Source organism: Planococcus sp. 107-1, assembly GCF_021513255.1.
GTDB lineage: Bacteria > Bacillota > Bacilli > Bacillales_A > Planococcaceae > Planococcus.
Genome location: NZ_CP090977.1, coordinates 2,176,902 through 2,198,593, shown reverse-complemented (window position 1 = coordinate 2,198,593; position 21,692 = coordinate 2,176,902). Strand labels below are relative to the sequence as shown.

Below are 21,692 nucleotides of genomic sequence, written 5' to 3'. Positions count from 1 at the left end.
ATCTTTTTCTGTGCATTATATAATCAACTTTGTTGTCTTAGAGGTGATACTTATGAAAATGGCGATTCAACAGCTTCAAAAGTTTCGCAAAGACGGAATGCCAATTGACGAAACGATCCGTTTAGATGCAGTGAAAGATCGCAATAGTGATATTCGTGATGTTTCCCCTATGCATGTCACCGGACATTGTACAGTTGGTTCGCAACAAATAACGTGCCAGCTCCATCTCGAAGGCAAGTTGATCTTGCCTTGTGCACGAACTTGGGAAGACGTTGAATTCCCGATTGACGTAGAATCGGTTGAAATTTTTTCTTGGTCTGAAAAAGACCGGGAAAGCAGGGAAGATAATGTTCATTTTGTAGACGCTGAAACAATTGATCTTCAGCCGATACTGGAAGAGCTTATTTTGCTTGAGATACCGATACAAGTCTTTAAGGAAGACGCCGACGAAGCCGTTATAACTGGCGGCAACGATTGGTCGTATTCAACGGATGAGCAAGCGGAAGCCGAGAAAGCAGAAGCACCACCAAAACCGGATCCAAGACTTGCTGATTTAGCAAAGTATTTTGATCAGTCAGATGAATAGAATCATTGTAAGGAGGTGTCACCAATGGCTGTACCGTTCAGAAGAACGTCCAAAACCGTTAAAAGAAAACGCCGTACTCATTTCAAATTGTCAGTGCCGGGCATGGTAACTTGCCCTAGCTGTGGCGAATCGAAATTGGCTCACCACGTCTGCAAAGCATGTGGATCATACAAAGGGAAAGAAGTTGTAGCAAGCAAATAAACCAGTATTTGCTGCTAAAAGGCTATTGAGAGGCCATGGCTCTCGATAGCCTTTTTCTCTATCTAAATTTAAGCAAGGAGTGGTTTGATGTCTTATAAAATAGATTTGTCCGATGGCATATTGACTTTTACAATCGATCGTCCCCATATCCGAAACGCAATCAACGATGAAGTGATCCAAGGCCTTGAAGAATTAGTAGCACAAGTACATAGCGATAATCCGCAATTTGTCGTCATCACCGGTTCGGGGGAACAAGCTTTTTGTTCTGGAGGCGATTTGTCGGTTTATCAGAATTTACGAAAACGGAATGAAGCTTATCCGATGTTAAAAAAAATGGGCGATGTCCTCTACCAAGTGAAAACGTTGCCGGTTCCGGTGATTGCGCTAGTCAATGGAATGGCAGTCGGTGGAGGCTGTGAAATCGCGACTACCTGCGATTACCGATTAGTCCGCAGCCATGCGAAATGCGGCTTTATCCAAGGAACGCTCGCCATTACAAGCGGCTGGGGCGGGGGCACGTACGCAATGGAAACCTTGCCGCATGCCGAAGCGCTTAAAATGCTGAGTGAAGCGAAAGTCTATACAGCCAATGACTTGCTTGAGAACGGTTGGGCCACGAAAGTAGTGGATTCGGATGCCGACGTGGACGAATTTTTCCATTCCATGAAAAAAATACTTCCGGAAGTCCATCGGGCTTACAAAGAAATTGCCATTCGCAAATGGCAAAGTTCAAACTTGAAAGACCGGGTAAATGAAGAAATCCGAATTTGTGCAGAACTGTGGGAAGCGGATGCCCATCACGAGGCGGTTGAAAGATTCCTCAATAAGAAGAAATAAAGAAATGAAACAGCTTTTTTTAAGGCTGTTTTTTTATTTTATTGCCATTTAATAGAAGTTCTAGAAATACAAGATAAAATGAATACATTTGACTAGAGTAGCCACCAGGACCTTCGAATATAATAAATAAGCACGAAATAGAGAAAGGGAGTTAGATGTGTTTAAGATTATTGCAAAAGGGTTCATGGTCTTCTTACTATTAGGCTTTATTTTACCGTCACATTCATTGGCAGCAACACCGTCTTTTAAAGACGTATCCAGTTTCAAATCGGAAATCGAGTATTTGACCGGCAAAGAAATCATCTTTGGTTTCCAAGATGGGACATTCCGTCCAAACGAGCCGATACTGCGTATCCAAGCAGTACAAATGTTAATGAGAGAAATTCAACCAGAGATGGAAGCTATTCCAAACCCTGGATTCAAAGATATAAAACCTGGAGAAAGAGGATATGAAGATGTAGCGAAAGCAGTTGCGCTCGGCATCATTTCCGGAAAGGGCAACCAGACTTTTGATCCTCGAGGAAAATTGACGCGAGCTGAGATGGCTATCATTCTTTCAAGATCATATGAACTTGGCGGCATCTATCCGAAAGGATTCAAAGACGTATCCCAGTCCTCTAAAGCATATTGGCATATTTCGGCAATGGCAGCGAATAATATCACTGTGGGCTATCCAGACGGTACGTTCCGTCCGTCCCAGACAATTGACCGTGCCCAATTTGCAGCGTTCATGACACGCGTAATTGAGCCTTCATTCCAACCGGATAATCCATCTGTTGCGGACACGCTATTAGAAGCGCTGGTGGAAATTACCGTTCTTGATTATGTCGCAGATCCTGTAGAACCGATCCTCTATTTGCTCGACGGGAATACAAATGAAGTGGTTTCGTTCAATTACGATACGTATGAAATGGATTCTGTAAAATTATCGCTTCCGATTGAACGTTTAGCGATGGCAGGCGGCAAACTGTATTTGACGCAGTCGAAAGGCAAGCACAGCCCGTATTGGTTTGAAAAAGAGCAGCAAGGTGCTTATGCTATAGTCGATGCAGATTCTATGGTTTTAGAAAAAACGATCAATATTGATATTGATCCGTATGATATTGAAGCCGATAGCAACGGATTCGTTTACATTACACCTGGGTCTGGCCAATTTGCACCGATGGTCGGGTATAATGGAGCGACAGGTGAAGTCATCAGTTCACAACAGATTCGGGCTGCTTCTTTTATGGATATGCATCCGGCTGAAAACAAAATTTATACCATTACAACTGACACTTCCCCTCGGAATATTTCGGCATTCGCTATTGCGGATGGGGAGATAAAAGGTGAGGTCTATTCTCCTTACCATGGCACATATCCGATGGAAAAAGATATCCTCCTTTCACCGGATGGAAAATTCATTTTCAACAGTACGGGACATGTATTCCGTTCTTCTGCAACCGACAGTGCAGATATGGTATACCATGGGAAATTGGACCGCCCTTACAATTCGATTGCATTTGATATGGAATTTGGAGAGGTCTATACGTCCAATAAGAAAAATTACATCCAGGCCTACGACTATAAAACTTTAAAATCACTTGGCCAGCTTGAATCGTATGGTGCCATTGACCATCTGATTTACAATGAGCAGGAAAAAGTGCTGGTGATTTTATCTAAAGTGAAATTGGGAGATTCGACAGTAAACTTTACAGGCCTTGAAAAAGTTTATTTTGAAGCTGAAGAATAATAATTTTTATTGTTAATACGGCGCCTTTGAAGACATACTGGAATATCAGTCTGCCTTCAGAGGTGCTTTTTAATTTCCGGCAAACTTACGGCAAAAGCCTAAAATGATAATTTTTATAAGAATAGTTGAAATCGCTTACAAATTTCGTATATGCTAGAGAAGGGAGAAAAACACAGGGGGTATTTCTTATATGAATAAAATCCTGATTGCCAACCGCGGTGAAATTGCACGCCGAATTATACGTACGTGCAACAAGCTGGGGATTGAAACAGTTGCCATCCACTCTGAGGCTGATGGGGATCTGCCTTATGTAAGTGAAGCAACTGAACATGTATTGATTGGGCCGAATCCAGTTGTCCAATCTTATTTACAAGGGGACAAAATTATTGAAGCAGCGAAAGCGCACGGCGCATCGGCTATCCATCCCGGATATGGACTGTTGTCTGAAAATGCGGAGTTCGCGCGCAAAGTTGAAAAAGCAGGATTGACATTCATCGGTCCAGCAGCTGATATAATCGAAAAAATGGGCGATAAGATCGAATCGCGCAGAACGATGATTGAGGCAGATGTTCCGGTTGTACCAGGAACTGAAAACGGTGTGGCTACTTTGGAAGAAGCGATAAAAGAAGCGGCAGCAATCGGCTATCCAATTATGTTAAAGGCAAGTGCCGGAGGCGGGGGCATCGGAATGGTGCGCTGTGATAGTGAGCAAGCGCTCAGTCAACAGTTCCTGTCGGTGAAAAATCGTGCTAAAGCTTACTTCGGCGATGATATCGTTTTCTTAGAGAAATTCTTGCCGAATGCTCGCCACATCGAAGTTCAAATTTTTGGGGATCAGCACGGCAATATCGTCCATCTATTCGAGCGGAATTGTTCCGTTCAGCGCCGCAACCAGAAAGTGATTGAAGAATCGCCTTCGCCGAACTTGCCGCAGGACGTAAGGCAAAAGCTTTGCGAAGCAGCTGTACAGGCAGCAAAAGCGGTTGCCTATACCAATGCAGGCACAGTGGAATTTATTGTTGATGAAAATAACGAGTTCTACTTTTTGGAAATGAACACTCGTCTCCAAGTAGAGCATCCGGTAACGGAACAAGTAACAGGGCTCGATTTGGTTGAATGGCAGTTGAAAGTATCCAACGGAGAAGTTTTGCCTGCGCAAAATGAAATCGAATCGACTGGCCATGCCATCGAATACCGAATTTATGCAGAAGATCCGAAAACCTTTTTCCCTTCACCAGGAACACTTGAGAAAATCATTTGGGGGCAGGATGCCCGTATTGAATCCGGTTATGAACAAGGCAATGCAGTAACGCCATTCTATGATCCGATGATTTCAAAAATCATTGTAACAGGAGAAGACCGGATTGATGCGCTTCGCAAATCACAGAATTTTTTCAATCATGCTACAATAACGGGAGTAAAAACCAACATCCCGCTATTCCATGAATTTATCGAATCCCAGGAATTCGTTTCGGGAGAATATGCAACATCGACATTGTCGAATTGGATGGAAAAATCAAAGGAGGAATCAGGATTATGAAAGAAGTAAAAGCATCAATGGCAGGTACAGTATTGAATATTTTGGTGGCAGAAGGAGAAACGGTCTCTGCTGGCCAAGCAATTTTAACTTTGGAATCCATGAAAATGGAGATTCCTGTTGAAGCGGAAGCAGGCGGCAAAGTGGAAAAAATCCACGTTGAAATCGGCGGCTTTGTCAACGAAGAAGATACGTTAATCACATTCGGCGAATAACAACGGATTTCCGTGCAAAGGGGATGCAGAAATGACGAAAACCACCGAAACAACGGGGTATAACGAACGTTTAGAACAGAAGTTGGCTACAATTTTTGCTGGGGGGCAGCAGAAATATCATGAAAAAATGAAGGAAAGCAATAAATTATTTGTACGTGATCGGCTGAAACTATTATTTGACGATGAAAACTATGCTGAAGACGGACGCTTTGCAAATGTGGAAGCGGGAGACCTCCCGGCCGATGGCGTAGTGACGGCAATCGGTAAAGTGAACGGCGAAACAGTCTGTGTCATGGCCAATGACTCGACTGTTAAAGCCGGTTCATGGGGCTTCAGAACCGTGGAGAAAATCATCCGCATCCAAGAAACCGCAGAGAAGATGCAAGTGCCGATGCTGTATTTAGTCGATTCGGCAGGCGCTCGCATTACCGACCAACTCGCGATGTTCCCGAACCGCAGAGGTGCAGGGCGGATCTTCCATAACCAGGTGAGAATGTCCGGAATGGTTCCGCAAATTTGCCTATTGTTTGGTCCGTCTGCAGCAGGCGGCGCTTACATACCCGCGTTTTGTGACATTGTCATCATGGTGGAAGGCAATGCTTCCATGTACTTAGGATCGCCGCGTATGGCTGAAAAAGTAATTGGTGAAAAAGTGACGCTCGAAGAAATGGGTGGAGCCGCATGCATTGCACCGTCAGTGGAGTCGGCGACGTATTGGTTTCGACGGAAGAAGAAGCGATTTCAGAAGCTCGCCGCTACCTGCAATTCTTCCCGGCGAATTTCGCTTTGAAGCCGGAAAGAATTGAATCGAAAGCCCAAAAGGCTGGCCGTTCACTCGAAGCGATTATTCCGGAAAATCAGAATGCACCTTTTGATATGTATGAATTGATTGATCAATTAGTGGATGAAGGCAGTTTCTTCGATATCAAAAAGCTATTTGCAGGTGAACTGATCACCGGGCTTGCCCGCATTGATGGACAAGCAGTCGGAATTTTAGCGAACCAGCCGAAAGTTAAAGGCGGGGTCTTATTCGGCGATTCAGCGGATAAGGGCGCGAAATTCATCAATCTTTGCGACGCATTCTCCATTCCGTTATTGTTCCTTGCGGATGTTCCAGGATTTATGATCGGGACGAAAGTTGAGCGGGCTGGCATTATCCGCCACGGCGCCAAATTTATCGCAGCGATGAGTTCAGCGACGGTGCCTAAAATTTCTGTCATTGTCCGCAAAGCCTACGGTGCTGGACTTTATGCGATGGCTGGTCCTGCTTTTGAGCCGGATGTCTGCATTGCGCTCCCGACTGCCCAAATTGCAGTAATGGGACCGGAAGCAGCAGTTAATGCCGTTTACTCAAACAAAATCGAAGCGATCGAAGATCCGAAAGAACGTTTGAAATTTGTTCAAGAGAAGCATCAGGAATATAAAGAAGAAATCGATATTTATAAACTGGCTTCAGAAATGATCATCGATGAAATTATCGCGCCAAGCCAATTGCGCGAAGTTCTATCGCAGCGCCTTTCTTTCTATGAAACAAAAGATTTGCCGTTGCCATATCGAAAACATGCGATCAATCCTGTATAATAAGAACTAACCTGAAGTCTGCCTTTATAAGGCAGGCTTCTTTTTTGAGAGTATAATCGGTTTGGATAGGGGAGGGAACCAGATGAAATTTGCAGTGGTCGGAGCTGGAGCGATCGGCATGCTGATCGCTTGTCTGTTAAAAGATGCGGGAGAAGATGTTCAGTTGATGCCAAAGACTGAAAAGCAAGCGAAGGAAATCGAAGAAATAGGGATATTAAAAGACCATAAACTATACCAGATACCTGCCATTACAAAGTTTCAACTGATTTCACCGGACACCTATATTATAGTGGCAGTGAAATATGATGCACTTCAAGGCCTTTTGCCTGAACTCAGCCGTGAATGTCCGGACAACCCGCTTATTTTCCTTCAAAATGGCATGCTGCACCTTGAATTGATCGAAGAGCTGCCGCAGCAGCAAATCGCATTAGGCAGCGTTGAACACGGAGCGCTTAAAGTGAGTGCGACAGAAATAAGGCACACAGGTCTCGGAACGATAAAATTTGCGCTAGCGAGAGGAGAAGCTTCCATTTTCAAACCGTTGGCTGACATCCAGGGATTTACGAGCGGATGGGTGGAGGATGCTGATCAGCTTTTATTCCGCAAAGTGCTACTCAATTGCTTGATCAATCCTTTAACTGCTTTAATGGAAATCCAAAATGGCGAGTTGTTGACGAATTACCATGCCTATGAATTATTGAGAAATCTTTACACGGAATTATATCTCGCATTTCCTGAAATCGAGAAGCTCCTTCCTTTCGAGGAAGTCACGGCTTTATGCGCTTCAACATCAACGAACACATCTTCCATGCTGGCTGATAAATTAGCCAAAAGGAAAATGGAGCTCGATACGATCTTGCTGTATACGCTGCGGCGTTCAAAAGTTGACCTGCCGTTATTGAAGACTTTATATAATCTATTAAAAGCGACTGAGGTATAAGCGATGGATATTCTATATACGATTGGGGCAATCTTCATCTTTGCGCCATTTCTTGCCTTTCTTTTAGTTGTGCTGATTGCACGCAAAAAAATGAAATACCAATCAATCGGCCTTGCTGCTGATTTGACTACGTTTCTGCTGTTCCTTTCAGTGCCCGTTTCGATCAAAGCGATCTGGCATATTGAAATATCAGCACTCATTTATTTGATAGCGATATTGATTGCGATCGTCTTGCTTGTCATTGAATGGCGGCAGACAAAAGAAATAGAAATAATGAGATACATCCGCCAAACGTGGCGCATGTATTTCGTGCTCCTTGCCCTTGCCTATGCTTTGGTCTGGGCAATTGGAATTGTTCTTTCCCTTTTGCATTTTTTAGGGATATGAAGCTGATTTTTTTTATTTCTCACTGCCTTTTGATATAGTAAGTTTGAATGTATAGGGAAAAGGGGACTTTTTTTCATGAGGCTAGAAGAACAATATGCCGCACCGGCAAATAAATTAATGAATGATTACATAAATGGCGAGAACGGAATTTATAACTATTTTTCCTATGAACCGGCCTTAGAAAAGTTCGCTGAAAGAATGGAAGTTCTTAAGCAGCATCCGGTAGACCGGCAGCGGCTCAGTTCAATTTTAAGGAATTATATGGGCCGCCAGGGCATCTCTGACAAAGCATTGGAGCATTTGCAGGCGTTTGAAGACGGTGCGCCAGTCGTTGTGACCGGCCAGCAAGCCGGCCTTTTGACAGGTCCGCTTTATACGGTGCATAAAGCGATTTCTGTTATCGTCTTGGCGAAAGAAGCAAGCGACCGGTTAAACCGAAAAGTGGTCCCAGTATTCTGGATTGCCGGAGAAGACCATGATTTAGCTGAAATCAGCCATCTGTACCGGGAAGTTAGCGGACGGGTGGATAAATTGAACTTTCCACACGTGGAGTACGGAAAAAGTTCCGCTTCTGCTGCGAAATTAAACAAAAAGAAAATCACGGAGTTTTTGGAAGAGTATTTCCGGAGCTTGCCGGAGACGGCCCATTCCAAAGAATTGCATCAAACGGCTTTCCGCTTTTTAGAAGCATCGGATTCGTTCACGGATTTCTTTGCTGCCTTTATCAATTATTTTTTCCAGGAAGAAGGCTTGGTATTCATCGATGCAGCGTTTCCGGAATTGCGCCAATATGAATCTTCTTATTTCCTGGAAATGATCGAAAAGTCGACAGCCATTGCAGAAGCGGTTTATCGGACAGAGCAATCTTTGGTTAAACAAGGCTATTCGGCTGCAATTGAAGCGGAGGCTGATGCGGCAAATCTATTTATCACCGTCCAAGGCGAACGCATTCTGCTGCAAAGAAGCGAAGGCCAGTTTATCGGTAACGGCGGAGCCGTTTCCTTTTCGGCAGAAGAGCTCAAAGAAATTGCTGCAAAAAATCCAGAACGGTTAAGCAATAATGTGGTGACGAGACCGTTAATGCAAGAAATGGTGTTCCCGGTACTGGCTTTTGTAGGGGGGCCTGGTGAAATTTCCTATTGGGCTGCTTTAAAAGAGGCATTTAAGCTAATGGGCATGGAAATGCCGGTCATTTTACCGCGCCTTGGCATGACGCTTGTGAACCGCCAAGTGCAGAGTTTAATGGAGAAATACGGACTGGGTTTCAATGGAATCGTCAATGACAAAAAAGTGGCCCAGCTAAAGAGCGAGTTGATGGATTCGGTTCGCGAAAAAGATGCCGAAGCGATTATTGAAGAATTGAAGATGAATCTTCAAGCAGAATATGAAGCTATTCAAGAAAAGTTTTCTACAGTTAGCAAAGGCTTGACTCCGATTGTCGAAAAGAACCTTAAAATCCATTTAAAGCAATTGGATTTTTTGAAAAACAAATTGGAAGATGAAGTATTGCTTCAAAACAGCACGCAATTTAATCATTTTGAAATGATAGAGAATGAGTTAATTCCAAATAATAGTCTGCAAGAGCGAGTATATAGTCCTTTTCCTTATATGAATGAATATGGGAAGACGCTTGTGCAGGACATGATGAAGCTGAATTTCAAATATGACAAAAATCACAAAATCATCTATATGTAAGTCCAAAAAGTCTGCCTCGGCAGACTTTTTTTGTCTCAAGAAGTAGAACTGAGATTTATTTTCGTAACATACATGAAATATTTCAAAAACAAGTGGTGAGAAGTGGGGGATTGTGGTACATTAAAATCAATAAGTGGGGTGACGGGCATGTTCATGGGAGAATATCAACATAGCGTTGATGCAAAGGGACGTTTAATCGTGCCTGCAAAATTTCGCGAGCAGCTTGGCGAAAGTTTTGTGATTACCCGTGGCCTGGATCAATGCTTATTTGGTTACACAATGGATGAATGGCAAAAGATCGAAGAAAAGCTGAAAGAGCTTCCGGTCACTAAAAAAGACGCACGTGCTTTTACACGATTCTTTTTCTCGGGTGCATCTGAAGTCGAACTCGATAAACAAGGGCGCGTCAATATTCCTTCAACATTGCTAACATACGCAAAACTGGACAAAGAATGCATAATCCTCGGAGTATCGAACCGCTTTGAAATATGGGCGAAAGATGCATGGGAAGAATACTTTACAGCATCAGAAGATTCATTTAATGATATTGCAGAGAATTTAGCGGACTTTGATTTCTGAAAAATTGAACGGGGGGAATGGATTGTTCAACCACACCACGGTTTTACTCCAAGAGACTGTCGATGGACTGAACATTCGTCCTGATGGCATCTATGTGGACTGCACGCTAGGCGGGGCAGGGCACAGTGAATATTTAGTACAGCAATTATCAGATGAAGGACATTTGTTTTGTTTTGACCAAGACGCGACAGCGATTGAGCATGCAAAAGAAAAATTGGCAGATTATCTGCACCGAATCACCTTCATCCATGCGAATTTTAAATTGATAAAAGAAGAACTTGAAATGCGCGGAATCGGCAAAGTCGATGGCATTCTTTATGACTTAGGGGTCTCATCCCCCCAACTGGATACGCCTGAAAGGGGATTCAGTTACCATAATGACGCGCCGCTCGATATGCGAATGGACCAATCAGCTCCATTAAGCGCCTACCATGTAGTAAATGAATGGCCGTTTGAAGACTTGGTCCGCATCTTCTACCGATACGGGGAAGAGAAATTCTCCAAGCAAATTGCCCGTAAGATTGAAGCGGCCAGAGAAATTGAACCGATAGAAACGACAGGTCAGCTAGTGGAATGCATCAAAGACGGCATCCCGGCATTTGCGAGGCGAAAAGGCGGCCATCCGGCAAAACGCGTATTCCAAGCAATCCGCATTGCCGTAAATGATGAATTGGGCGCAGCTGAAATATCCTTACAGCATGCGTTAGAGTTGTTAGCAGTGGGCGGCCGGATTAGTGTAATCACTTTCCATTCATTAGAAGACCGTTTATGCAAGACGATTTTCAAAGAAGCTTCCTCTCTTCCAGAACTGCCGCCGAATTTACCGGTCATTCCGGAAGGCATGGAACCGATGCTGAAGCTGATTACGCGAAAGCCGATCTTGCCTTCAGAAGAAGAATTAGAGCAAAATAACCGTTCGCGATCAGCGAAATTGCGGATAGCAGAAAAAATCAGAGAATAAGGGCGTGTTCAAATGGCGTTGAATGCAAGAAAAGAAGCATACATACAACAGCCGGCCGTTCCTCAAAACCCGAGTCGGCAGCCGGTCAAGAAAAAAGTTTAATCACAAAAGGTGAGAAAGTCCTTTATTTGTCTTTCTTGGCGGCTTTTGTCTTTTGTGCATTGATGATTTTGCAAAATCAATCGGAAATTCAGGCATCTACTCAAGAAATTCAAACAATTGAACAATCAATCGATGAAAAAGTGAAACAAAATACAGATTTGTCTGTGCAAGTCAGTGAACTTTCTACATATGAGCGCATTTGGTCAAAAGCAAAAGAATCTGGCCTTAAATTAAATGAGCAAAATGTAAAGGTAGTGCCTGGACAATGAAAAAAAAGTTTCGATTTCAATGGGGAGCCTTTCTGCTGTTTTTGACTTTTGCAGGGCTCTTTTTCATTTTGGCGCTGAGAATTGTCACTATTCAGGCAACAGGATCTGTTGAAGGCCAGGAATTGGCAGCGAAAGCGGCAGCCAAATACAGCCAGGAAGAAGTACTTTCCGCAGAACGCGGAAAATACTTGACCGCAATGGAGAAGTTATAGCGGAAGATACATTGTCATACAAATTAGTGGCAGTGATCGAAGAATCCGCAACACAAAATCCCAAAGACCCGAATCATGTGGTCGACCCTGAAATGACAGCACAGGTTCTCTCGGAACATCTGGATATGGAAGAAAATGAGATACTGAAAATTTTAGAGACTGGGATTGAAAAAGATCGGTATCAGGTTGAATTCGGTTCTGCCGGACGGGAAATCAGCCATACAAAAATGCTTGAAATGAAAGAAGAAGACCTCCCGGGAATCTTATTCGTAAGAGACTTGAAACGGCTTTATCCAAATGGCAGTTTCGCCTCCCATTTAATCGGTTTTGCTTTAAAGGAAGAATTGGAAGATGGGCAAATCGTAACAAAAGGGAAAATGGGGCTTGAAGCCATCCATGATGAGGTGTTAACTGGAAAGAACGGCAAAATGGAATTTGATACGGATAAATGGGGATATTTGTTGCCGAATAGCGACTCGATCGTAACTCCAGCCGTGGACGGTTCGAATTTGCAGTTGACTTTGGATAAAACATTGCAGAACTTTTTGGAAGATGCGATGAATAATGTTCAGCAAGAATATTCGCCTACAAGGATGATTGCGGTAATTGCGGATCCGAAAACAGGAGAAATCTTGGCCATGACGCAACGTCCAACTTTTAACCCGAATACGCGCGATGGTTTATCGGATAATTGGCTGAACGAAAGCATTGAATTGACGATTGAGCCAGGCTCGCCGATGAAAATGTTCACACTGGCATCGGCAATCCAAGAAGGAAAATGGGATCCGAATGCTTATTACAATTCAGGTTCTTATACATTGCTTGGAACGACGATCGGTGACCATAACGGTAGGAGAGGGTGGGGGAGCATAACGTTCTTGGAAGGTTTCCAACGCTCCTCTAACGTTTCAATGGCATATTTGCTTGAACGGATCGGACCGGAAAACTTCATGAAATACGTGGATGCATTCGGCTTTGGCAAAAAAACCGGAATCGATCTGCCGAATGAAGCTTCAGGTACTGTCTTGAACAATTATCCGATGGAACGTTTGACTACTGCCTTTGGGCAAGGATCTACGGTGACGCCGATTCAAATGATCCAGGCTGCTTCCGCCATCGCGAATGACGGAACGATGATGAAGCCTTACGTTATTGATCAGATTAAAAACCCGGATACGGGAGAAGTTTCCGTTAAAAGCGAGCCGGAAAAAGCTGGAAATCCGATTTCTGCGGAGACTGCCCAAAAAGTACGGGAAGTTCTAGCTTCCACTGTCACTTCAGAACATGGTTCAGGACGGCCGTTCGCTCTGCAGGATTACACGGTAGCCGGCAAGACTGGGACAGCGCAAATTCCTGGAGAAGATGGCCGCTATATGGTGGGAAGAAATAATTACTTGTATTCCTTCCTCGGTATGGCGCCAGCCGAAAATCCGGAGTTGCTGATTTATATTGGCGTTCAGCAGCCGCAGCTGCCTTTGGATGAATATGGTTCAATTCCAGTTTCGAAGATATTCACTTCAGTGATGGAAAATGGATTGAAGTATATGAATATTGAACCTGAAAATTCCGAAACGGCTAAAACCTTCGAGGTAGACGATTATACGGGGAAATCCGTAAAAGACCTTACTTCGCAGCTTGCAGAACAAGGCATTGAAGCAGTGCCTGCTGGAAAAGGCGACAAAGTGATCGTCCAATATCCGGCTAAAGGGGAGACGGTCGCAGAAGGTGCGAAAGTGATCCTGAAAACTGAAGGCGTACCGCTGCTTCCTGATTTTACCGGCTGGTCAAAACGAGATTTGCTTGCTTTCCAATCGCTAAGCGGTTTGTCATTAGAAATTGCCGGACAAGGATTCGCAGTCAGCCAAAGCTTGTCGCAAGGTGCAGAAGTTGCTCCGAGAGAGCCGATTGTCATCCAATTGCTGACTCCTGAAGAATCGTTCAATCAGCTAATGGCAGACGGGCCTGAAGGAATACCGGAGACAGACGCGGAAAACTCTTCCGAAGAAGGACTTGGGCAAGACGGGCTGGAAGCGGAAATGGATGAAACTGCCGTTGATGAAGAATCGGTTGAAGAACCGGTGATAGAAGAAGGCAGCATTCTCGAAGAAAACTTAGAAGAACCAATCACCGAAGAAACCGGGGAATAATTTACTATTTAAAGGAGCTCTATAATGGATATTTACATGTTGCTGGGCCTTGGATTAGCGTTGCTCTTAACTGTGGTGTTAATGCCGATCTTTATCCCGCTATTAAAACGTATGAAGTTTGGGCAAAGCATCCGCGAAGAAGGACCTGAATCCCATATGAAGAAAACGGGGACACCTACCATGGGTGGCCTCGTATATTTGATTGCCATTATTGCGACTGTACTGATTGTGGCAATGATTGCTGATGTTTTGACCGCTAAAGTATTTGTCTTACTGTTAGTGTTATTTGGATTCGGTTTGATCGGATTCCTGGATGATTTTATCAAAGTGGTCTTGAAAAGAAACTTGGGATTGACTTCCCTCCAAAAATTGATCGCTCAAATCGTCATCGCAGCCATCTCCTTTTTCTTGCTGAACAGCGTAGGATTTGATACGGCTGTGACAATTCCGTTCACTTCCATTTCACTTGAATTGTCGATGGTATACGTATTATTTATGATTTTCTGGCTTGTCGGCTTCTCGAACGCTGTCAACTTGACAGACGGTTTGGATGGTTTAGTCGCGGGTACGGCATCGATCGCTTTTGCAGCTTATGGAGTTCTTGCTATTATGCAAGACGAAACAGGAATTGCCATTTTCACTTTTTCTGTAACTGGAGCATTACTGGGATTCCTTGTATTCAACAAGTACCCTGCAAAAGTATTCATGGGCGATACCGGGTCATTGGCACTTGGCGGAGCTTTGGCGATGGTTTCCATTCTCTTGAAACAGGAATTGCTATTATTGCTAATCGGCCTTGTGTTTGTCATTGAAACCTTGTCTGTTATTTTGCAGGTGGGAAGCTTTAAATTAAGAAAGAAACGCATTTTCAAAATGAGTCCGATTCATCATCATTTTGAATTGAGCGGATGGTCGGAATGGAAAGTGGTTACGGTCTTTTGGTTGGTAGGGCTTATCGCAGCAGTTATTGCAATTGCTTTGGAGGTATTGTAAATGAAACAGATTCCGGAACTTTATCATAAAAAAGTATTGGTGCTCGGACTTGCTAAAAGCGGATTTACTGCCGCTCGTATTTTACACGGATTGGGTGCTTTTGTAACGGTCAATGACTCTAAACGCTTTGAAGAAAACCCTGAAGCTCAGGATTTGCTGAATTTAGGCGTAACGGTCATCTGCGGCCGGCATCCAGAAGATTTGCTTGATGAAGGATTTGAATTAGTCGTTAAGAACCCGGGAATACCTTATTCAAACGTGTTGATCCGTTCAGCCATGGAAAAAGGCATTCCGGTGTGGACTGAAATAGAGCTGGCCTATTTGATCAGTGAAGCGCCGTTTATCGGCATTACCGGATCAAACGGCAAAACGACTACAACGACATTGCTCTTCCACATGTTGAACCAAGATGAGAAGAAGCCATTGATTGCCGGGAATATTGGGACAGTAGCAAGCGGTGTCGCTGAAAAAGCGGTAGAAAAGAATGTCATCGTCACAGAACTTTCTTCCTTCCAACTAAAAGGAACAGTAGACTTCCGGCCGCGTATCGCCATCATTACCAATTTGTATGAAGCGCATTTGGATTATCACGGTTCCATTGAAGATTATAATGCTTCCAAAATGAAAATCACCCAAAACCAGACGGCGGATGATTATTTCATTTATAACGCGGATCAGCCTGTGTTGTCGGCATATGCTGCGAAGAGTAAAGCGCAGCTTGTGCCTTTCACATTAAAAGGCAGAACGGAAAAAAGCATCAGCGCCGACAGCGAATTTATTTACTGGCAAGGCGAAAAAATTATGGAACGTTCGAAAATCATGCTTGGCGGACAACATAACCTTGAAAATATCTTAGCGGCAACTGCTGCTACTTTGCTTTGGGGAGGAACGAAGGAAACCATCATACGTGTCCTATCGTCCTTTACAGGTGTTAAACACCGTTCCCAATTCATCGTTTCGTGGAAAGGCCGCAAATTTTACAATGATTCCAAGGCCACAAATGCATTGGCAACAAAAAGTGCATTAGAAGCTTTCCCGGGCCAAGTGATTTTGCTTGCTGGCGGACTTGAACGCAAACATTCTCTTGAAGAATTGCGCCCTTATATGAGCCGAGTAAAAGCGTTAATAACTTTCGGCGAAACAGCAGACCGTTTTGCCGAGTTTGCAAAAGACTGCGGTGTGCCGGCAATCAAAAAAGTGATGGGTATGGATGAAGCAGTTGGGGAAGCCGTTGATCACTCCGCAGATGGGGATACGATTCTGCTGTCGCCTGCTTGTGCGAGCTGGGATCAATATGAAAGTTTTGAAATTCGCGGAGACGCGTTTATCGATGCTGTCCGTAAAGTGACGGAAGCAAACGACTAAAGAGAAAGGAGCAGCAAATATGGACAAAGTGATTGATATCGAAGAACGCATCCCGACGCTTCGTGAGCGGCGGAAAAAAAGAACCAATCGCAAGTTCGTTGCCTTGCTGTTACTTTTTCTTCTATTGCTTGCCATTCTCATTTATAGCCAAACTAAATATAGTGAGATTCAAACAATCACGGTCGAAGGCGCGGAAATTTACGGCGAAAAGAATTACCAGGAAATCAGTGAACTTTCGATAGGCGATTCAATGTGGTCGTTTACTGAAAAGGAAGCTGAAGAGAAATTGAAAGAACTTGAATGGGTGGAACAGGCCGAGGTTCAGAAAAAATGGCTGACCGGCGTGGCCATCCGAATTAAGGAATACGAGAAAATTGGTTACTTGGATCAAGGCAATAGCTATCAAATGCTTCTTTCTAACGGTTTTGCTTTAGATAAAGCCATATCGGTGGTTGACGGGCCCATTTTCTCGAATTTCGAAAGCCAAGAAACGAGAGAAGAATTAGTTTCTCAGCTTACTGAAGTCGACTCGGAAGTTTTTAACTTGATCTCCCAAGTGATTTTAGATCCGAGCGATAAAGATGCAGCCTTTGTTACCTTGTATATGTCTGATGGCAATGAAGTAAGAGGGATCTTGCAAGGCCTTACCGATAAGTTGAATTATTATCCATCGGTCATTGCACAACTGGAAGATGGGCAAAAAGGGGTCATCGATATGGAAGTCGGAATATTTTTCCGGTCCTATGATGATGTCTATGGTCCTCCGAAGGAAGGTGACGAGATTGAACAACCAGAGCAACCAGAAGAACCAGAAGAATAAGCGCTATCGTTTCAGCAAATCGATTGTTTTTTCACTTGTTTTTCTTGTCCTTGGATTTATTATGGCTTACTCCTACAGTCTCTCGCAGGCGAAACAAGAAGCCGTGGAATTTACAGGCGGGGCATTTTCTCAAGAGGAAGAACGGGTTAGAGAAGAGTTGATCGAACAGCAGGAACGCAATAAAGAGCTTCGTTCAGAAATTGAAGAAAAGCAAAAAATCGTTCAGCAATTCGAACAGTCTTTTGCGGATGGTGAAGAACATTTTGCCGATTATGCGGAAGAAGCGGAAGCGCTGCGTTTGTATTTAGGTGTATTGCCAGTTGAAGGAAATGGACTGAAAGTGACTTTGCAAGATGGGGAATACGATTCGGATTCGGTTAATCCGAATGATTATATCGTCCATGAAAGCCATGTATTCCAAGTCATCAACGAGCTATACATTTCCGGCGCCGAAGCGATAGCGATTAACGGACAGCGCATCCATGCGAATTCCTATATCGTCTGCACAGGGCCGGTAATCACAGTAGACGGCGTTCAATATCCGGCGCCATTCACGATTGAAGCCATCGGGGAACCGGATGCTTTGGAATCATCGATGAAATTGGCGGGAGGTGTCATGGACCAATTGGTCAATGACAATATTATTGTAACGCTGGATTCAGGGCAAGAAATCACGATGCCTGCACTATTAACAGAATCATAATTGAGGGGGGAGTTGCATGAAAAGAAAAATCTTTTCCCGGTTTTCAATCATATTGTTTGTCATAGGGTTAATGACAGCTATTCAATATAATACGATAAATGAACCTGATGACAGGGATACCCGCGATGTCTGGGAAATCAGGCAAGAGCTTTCAAGGGAAAAGCAACTCCACTCTGAATTATTATCAGAAGTCGGCTTACTTGATGCGACACTATCGAAATACGAAGAGATATCATCTGAAAGTCCAGAGCAAGCTTTGAAAGACACGGTCGAAGAGCTCAGGGGGTTAGCGGGCCTAACCGAAATGACCGCTACAGGAATTGAAATGACGATTGAACCTTCGGCTGAAGCGGTGGCTTTCGGAGAAGAAATCGATTATATTGCGCCCGATCTATTGATTCGATTGGTAAATGAAATAAATCGCAATAATGGATTGTATGTCTCAGTCGATGGAAACCGGATAGTCAATACTACTGCCATCCGTGATATTAATGGCCTAACGACAGTCAATGCAATTCCGATACAAACGCCCCCTTTTAAAATTAAGATCGCTTCCAACTCGATGGAAGACACCGAAAAGTTGTATAATCATTTATTGTCATCAAGGATCCTTGACGATTTCTACATCGATAATTTATCAGTTGAAATTTCAGCGCCTCAAGAACATGTGACGATTGAGCCTTATGCAAAAGAACTCAATTATCGGCATTTACAAATAGCGGAGGAGGAATAGCAATGTGGTTATCCATTTTAGGTTTGATCTTGGGCATTTCGCTTGGCCTATTGACTGATATCCAAATTCCTCCGGAGTATGCGAATTATTTGTCGATAGCTGTTTTAGCTTCATTGGACACTTTGTTCGGTGGGATTCGGGCGCATTTGCAGCAGGTCTATGATGATAAAGTTTTTGTTTCCGGCTTTTTCTTCAATATCATTCTTGCGGCCGGCCTCGCGTTCTTAGGCGTCCATTTAGGGGTCGATTTGTATTTGGCAGCTATATTCGCTTTCGGGGTCCGATTATTCCAGAATATTGCGGTCATTCGCCGAATCATCTTGGCAAAATGGGCTGAAAAAAGCAAGTAAGCGAAACACACAGTTAAATTGAAGGAAAATTTACAAAGTTGCTCTATTTTACTTAGACAAGGCGTACAATTTACAATAGAATGTAGGTAACAGCAGTTTACTAAGGAGGTGCCACGAATTGAGTCAATCAGAATTATATGTAAGCTTAGATATCGGTTCGTCATCCGTGAAAGTTTTAATCGGAGAAATGGCCAATAAGTCGTTGCATGTCATCGGCGTAGGAAATGTAAAATCCAGTGGTATAAAAAAAGGTGCGATTGTTGATATAGATGCTACAGTCCAATCGATAAAAAAAGCAGTTGATCAAGCAGAGCGCATGATCGGCAAATCCATTCATGAAGTCGTACTCGGAATTCCTGCAAATAAGGCGATGCTTCAGCCTGTAAAAGGCGTAGTAGCGGTCAATAGTGAAAATCGGGAAATTTCAGATGACGATTTAGATCGGGTGCTGGATGCTGCACAAGTGATTTCAATTCCGCCAGAGCGCGAACTTGTCAACATCATTCCTAAACAATATATTGTCGATCATCTGGATGAAATTAAAGATCCAAGAGGCATGATCGGGATCCGTCTTGAAATGGATGGTACAATGGTAACAACCTCCAAGACGATTCTGCATAATGTCTTAAGATGCGTCGAACGCGCAGGTCTGCAGATCAGAGACATTTATGTCCAGCCTTTAGTGGCCGGGTACTATGCTTTGACTGAGGATGAAAAAAATCATGGCACCGCCTGCATTGATATCGGCGGAGGTTCAACTTCAATCGCCATTTTCCAAGACGGTCATTTGACAGCTTCATCGGTCATTCCTGTCGGAGGCGACCATGTCACAAAAGATTTATCTATCGTGTTGAAAACACCAACAGAACAAGCAGAGAAAATCAAACTGGAATACGGCCATGCATTCTATGATGATGCATCGGAAGATGAACTTTTTGAAGTTCCTGTTATCGGATCGGATACAAAAGAGCAATACAGCCAAAAATACATATCTGAAATAATCGGAGTTCGCCTGGAAGAACTTTTCGAACTGATTTTAGATGAGCTTTACCGGCTTGGCGTACAGGACCTTCCAGGAGGCATCGTCTTAACCGGCGGAATGGCGAAGTTAGAGGGATTATCTGAACTCGCTCGCCATATTCTTCAAACTCGTGTGCGTTTGTTTGTTCCTGAATTTATCGGGGTGCGCGAACCGCAATACACGACTGCTGTAGGATTGATCCAATACGCTTACATGGAAGATATGTTCTATGGACGCGTAGGTAGTGGAGCCGCGTTATCCGAGTCCGTTAAAATCGAACAAGAGCAGCATCAGCCTAAAAAGCAAAAACCGGCTAAACCGGAAAGTGAAGGCGTAGTCACAAAAGCCAAAAAGATATTCGATCGATTTTTTGAATAAAATGAATATTGTTCATGCCTCTTTTCAAAAGGCAGAGCAATTTTAGGAGGAAAAAGAATGTTGGAATTTGATACATCAGTTGATGCATTGGCAGTAATTAAAGTAATCGGCGTCGGCGGCGGCGGAAACAACGCGGTAAACCGCATGATCGAACACGGTGTTCAAGGTGTTGATTTCATCGCCGTGAATACGGATGCTCAGGCATTGAATCTTTCCCAAGCTGAAGTTCGCCTTCAAATTGGCGGAAAATTGACTCGTGGACTGGGTGCAGGAGCTAATCCTGAAGTCGGGAAAAAAGCTGCAGAAGAAAGCAAAGAGCAGATTGAAGAAGCATTGCGCGGAGCGGATATGGTCTTCGTAACAGCAGGAATGGGCGGCGGTACCGGAACTGGTGCAGCCCCGGTGATTGCTGGAATCGCTAAAGAACTTGGCGCTTTGACTGTAGGCGTGGTTACACGTCCATTCACTTTTGAAGGCCGTAAACGTTCTACTCAAGCAATCAGCGGAATCAGCACGATGAAAGAATCTGTAGATACGCTAATCGTTATTCCTAACGACCGTTTGCTTGAAATCGTTGATAAGAGCACACCGATGCTTGAAGCTTTCCGCGAAGCTGATAATGTCCTTCGCCAAGGTGTCCAAGGCATCTCGGATTTGATCGCAGTACCAGGTCTAATCAACCTTGACTTTGCGGACGTTAAAACAATTATGTCGAACAAAGGCTCCGCTCTAATGGGAATCGGTGTTTCTTCAGGAGAGAACCGTGCATCTGAAGCGGCGAAAAAAGCGGTTTCCAGCCCATTGCTTGAAGTATCAGTCGATGGCGCTAAAGGAGTCTTGATGAATATTACGGGCGGCTCTAATCTGAGCCTTTACGAAGTGCAGGAAGCTGCAGACATCGTAGCCTCTGCATCTGATGAAGACGTTAATATGATTTTCGGATCTGTCATCAATGACAATTTGAAAGATGAAATTGTTGTTACGGTTATCGCTACAGGATTCAACGAAGAACAATTGCAGCCGAGAACGCCAAGAGGATCTGGATTGAATTCAAGCAGAGTCCAATCGATCCAACAGCAGACTCCGCCGCCATCTCTTCGTGAACAGCGCCGTGAAGAACAGCGCCGCGAAGAACAGGCTCCAGCATATCAGCAAGAGCCGCAGCCGCAGCGCCAGGAAAAGCAGCACGATGATGCGCTAGATATTCCAACGTTCCTGCGCAATCGCCAAAAGAGACGTTAATCCTGAAAACCTAAACAGCCGCCTACTGGGCGGCTGTTTTTTTTCAAATAGGGCTTAATTGATAAATATGCCTGTCCTTGGTACAATAAGTTGAACATCTATAGAA

The 21,692-nt window shown here is 43.9% G+C and carries 20 protein-coding genes and 2 pseudogenes; all 22 read left to right on the top strand.

The features are described 5' to 3' along the window. The first annotated feature begins 52 nt into the window (after positions 1-52). Complete coding sequence (locus L0M13_RS11575) at positions 53-586, top strand: YceD family protein (protein ID WP_235196641.1); 534 nt, start codon at positions 53-55, stop codon at positions 584-586. A gap of 24 nt (positions 587-610) precedes the next feature. Continuing rightward, the gene (gene rpmF / locus L0M13_RS11570; RefSeq protein ID WP_033541041.1) at positions 611-787 is read left to right on the top strand and encodes a 50S ribosomal protein L32; all 177 of its coding nucleotides are present in this window, start codon (positions 611-613) and stop codon (positions 785-787) included. Positions 788-874: 87 nt separating this feature from the next. Then, positions 875-1,624: an enoyl-CoA hydratase/isomerase family protein gene (locus tag L0M13_RS11565; protein WP_235196640.1), complete on the top strand. Its 750-nt coding sequence runs from the start codon at positions 875-877 to the stop codon at positions 1,622-1,624. 157 nt (positions 1,625-1,781) lie between these two features. Further along, positions 1,782-3,356, top strand: coding sequence for an S-layer homology domain-containing protein (locus L0M13_RS11560; protein ID WP_235196639.1), 1,575 nt, complete (start codon positions 1,782-1,784; stop codon positions 3,354-3,356). Between the two features lie 190 nt (positions 3,357-3,546). Further along, positions 3,547-4,896, top strand: a complete 1,350-nt coding sequence (locus tag L0M13_RS11555; protein WP_235196637.1) for an acetyl-CoA carboxylase biotin carboxylase subunit — start codon at positions 3,547-3,549, stop codon at positions 4,894-4,896. Then, positions 4,893-5,108, top strand: a complete 216-nt coding sequence (locus L0M13_RS11550; protein WP_235196636.1) for an acyl-CoA carboxylase biotin carboxyl carrier protein subunit — start codon at positions 4,893-4,895, stop codon at positions 5,106-5,108. Before L0M13_RS11555 ends, L0M13_RS11550 begins: the two co-directional genes overlap by 4 nt. Positions 5,109-5,139: 31 nt before the next feature. Then, a pseudogene (locus L0M13_RS11545) lies at positions 5,140-6,689 on the top strand (acyl-CoA carboxylase subunit beta). An 82-nt stretch (positions 6,690-6,771) separates the two neighbouring features. After that, positions 6,772-7,629, top strand: a complete 858-nt coding sequence (locus L0M13_RS11540) for a ketopantoate reductase family protein (RefSeq protein ID WP_235196635.1) — start codon at positions 6,772-6,774, stop codon at positions 7,627-7,629. Positions 7,630-7,632: 3 nt separating this feature from the next. Continuing rightward, positions 7,633-8,016 (top strand): DUF3397 family protein, encoded by a 384-nt coding sequence (locus L0M13_RS11535; RefSeq protein ID WP_235196634.1) that lies wholly within the window; start codon positions 7,633-7,635, stop codon positions 8,014-8,016. Between the two features lie 75 nt (positions 8,017-8,091). Then, the gene (gene bshC / locus L0M13_RS11530; RefSeq protein WP_235196633.1) at positions 8,092-9,711 is read left to right on the top strand and encodes a bacillithiol biosynthesis cysteine-adding enzyme BshC; all 1,620 of its coding nucleotides are present in this window, start codon (positions 8,092-8,094) and stop codon (positions 9,709-9,711) included. Positions 9,712-9,858: 147 nt separating this feature from the next. Further along, positions 9,859-10,290 carry a division/cell wall cluster transcriptional repressor MraZ gene (mraZ, locus tag L0M13_RS11525; RefSeq protein ID WP_052651091.1) on the top strand — a complete coding sequence of 144 codons (432 nt, stop codon included), beginning with the start codon at positions 9,859-9,861 and terminating at the stop codon, positions 10,288-10,290. A gap of 22 nt (positions 10,291-10,312) precedes the next feature. Next, a complete protein-coding gene (gene rsmH, locus L0M13_RS11520; protein WP_235196632.1) occupies positions 10,313-11,251 on the top strand; it encodes a 16S rRNA (cytosine(1402)-N(4))-methyltransferase RsmH in 939 nt (312 codons plus the stop codon). Positions 11,252-11,379: 128 nt separating this feature from the next. Further along, positions 11,380-11,622: a cell division protein FtsL gene (ftsL, locus tag L0M13_RS11515; protein WP_311195560.1), complete on the top strand. Its 243-nt coding sequence runs from the start codon at positions 11,380-11,382 to the stop codon at positions 11,620-11,622. Continuing rightward, positions 11,619-13,981 (top strand): annotated as a pseudogene (locus L0M13_RS11510) (penicillin-binding protein). Before ftsL ends, L0M13_RS11510 begins: the two are co-directional and overlap by 4 nt. 24 nt (positions 13,982-14,005) lie before the next feature. Continuing rightward, positions 14,006-14,974: a phospho-N-acetylmuramoyl-pentapeptide-transferase gene (gene mraY / locus L0M13_RS11505; RefSeq protein ID WP_235196630.1), complete on the top strand. Its 969-nt coding sequence runs from the start codon at positions 14,006-14,008 to the stop codon at positions 14,972-14,974. Next, positions 14,975-16,339: a UDP-N-acetylmuramoyl-L-alanine--D-glutamate ligase gene (murD, locus tag L0M13_RS11500; protein ID WP_235196628.1), complete on the top strand. Its 1,365-nt coding sequence runs from the start codon at positions 14,975-14,977 to the stop codon at positions 16,337-16,339. A gap of 19 nt (positions 16,340-16,358) precedes the next feature. Beyond that, entirely contained in the window at positions 16,359-17,159 is an 801-nt protein-coding gene (locus L0M13_RS11495; RefSeq protein ID WP_235196627.1) for a cell division protein FtsQ/DivIB, read from the top strand. 61 nt (positions 17,160-17,220) lie between these two features. Beyond that, on the top strand, positions 17,221-17,862 hold the full coding sequence (locus L0M13_RS11490; RefSeq protein WP_397443539.1) for a DUF881 domain-containing protein: 642 nt from the start codon (positions 17,221-17,223) through the stop codon (positions 17,860-17,862). Positions 17,863-17,878: 16 nt separating this feature from the next. After that, positions 17,879-18,595: a DUF881 domain-containing protein gene (locus tag L0M13_RS11485; RefSeq protein ID WP_235196624.1), complete on the top strand. Its 717-nt coding sequence runs from the start codon at positions 17,879-17,881 to the stop codon at positions 18,593-18,595. 2 nt (positions 18,596-18,597) lie between these two features. Then, complete coding sequence (locus tag L0M13_RS11480) at positions 18,598-18,945, top strand: small basic family protein (RefSeq protein ID WP_235196623.1); 348 nt, start codon at positions 18,598-18,600, stop codon at positions 18,943-18,945. Positions 18,946-19,063: 118 nt separating this feature from the next. Then, a complete protein-coding gene (ftsA, locus tag L0M13_RS11475) occupies positions 19,064-20,344 on the top strand; it encodes a cell division protein FtsA (protein ID WP_235196622.1) in 1,281 nt (426 codons plus the stop codon). A 57-nt stretch (positions 20,345-20,401) separates the two neighbouring features. Continuing rightward, positions 20,402-21,586, top strand: a complete 1,185-nt coding sequence (gene ftsZ / locus L0M13_RS11470; protein WP_235196621.1) for a cell division protein FtsZ — start codon at positions 20,402-20,404, stop codon at positions 21,584-21,586. Positions 21,587-21,692 lie beyond the last annotated feature (106 nt).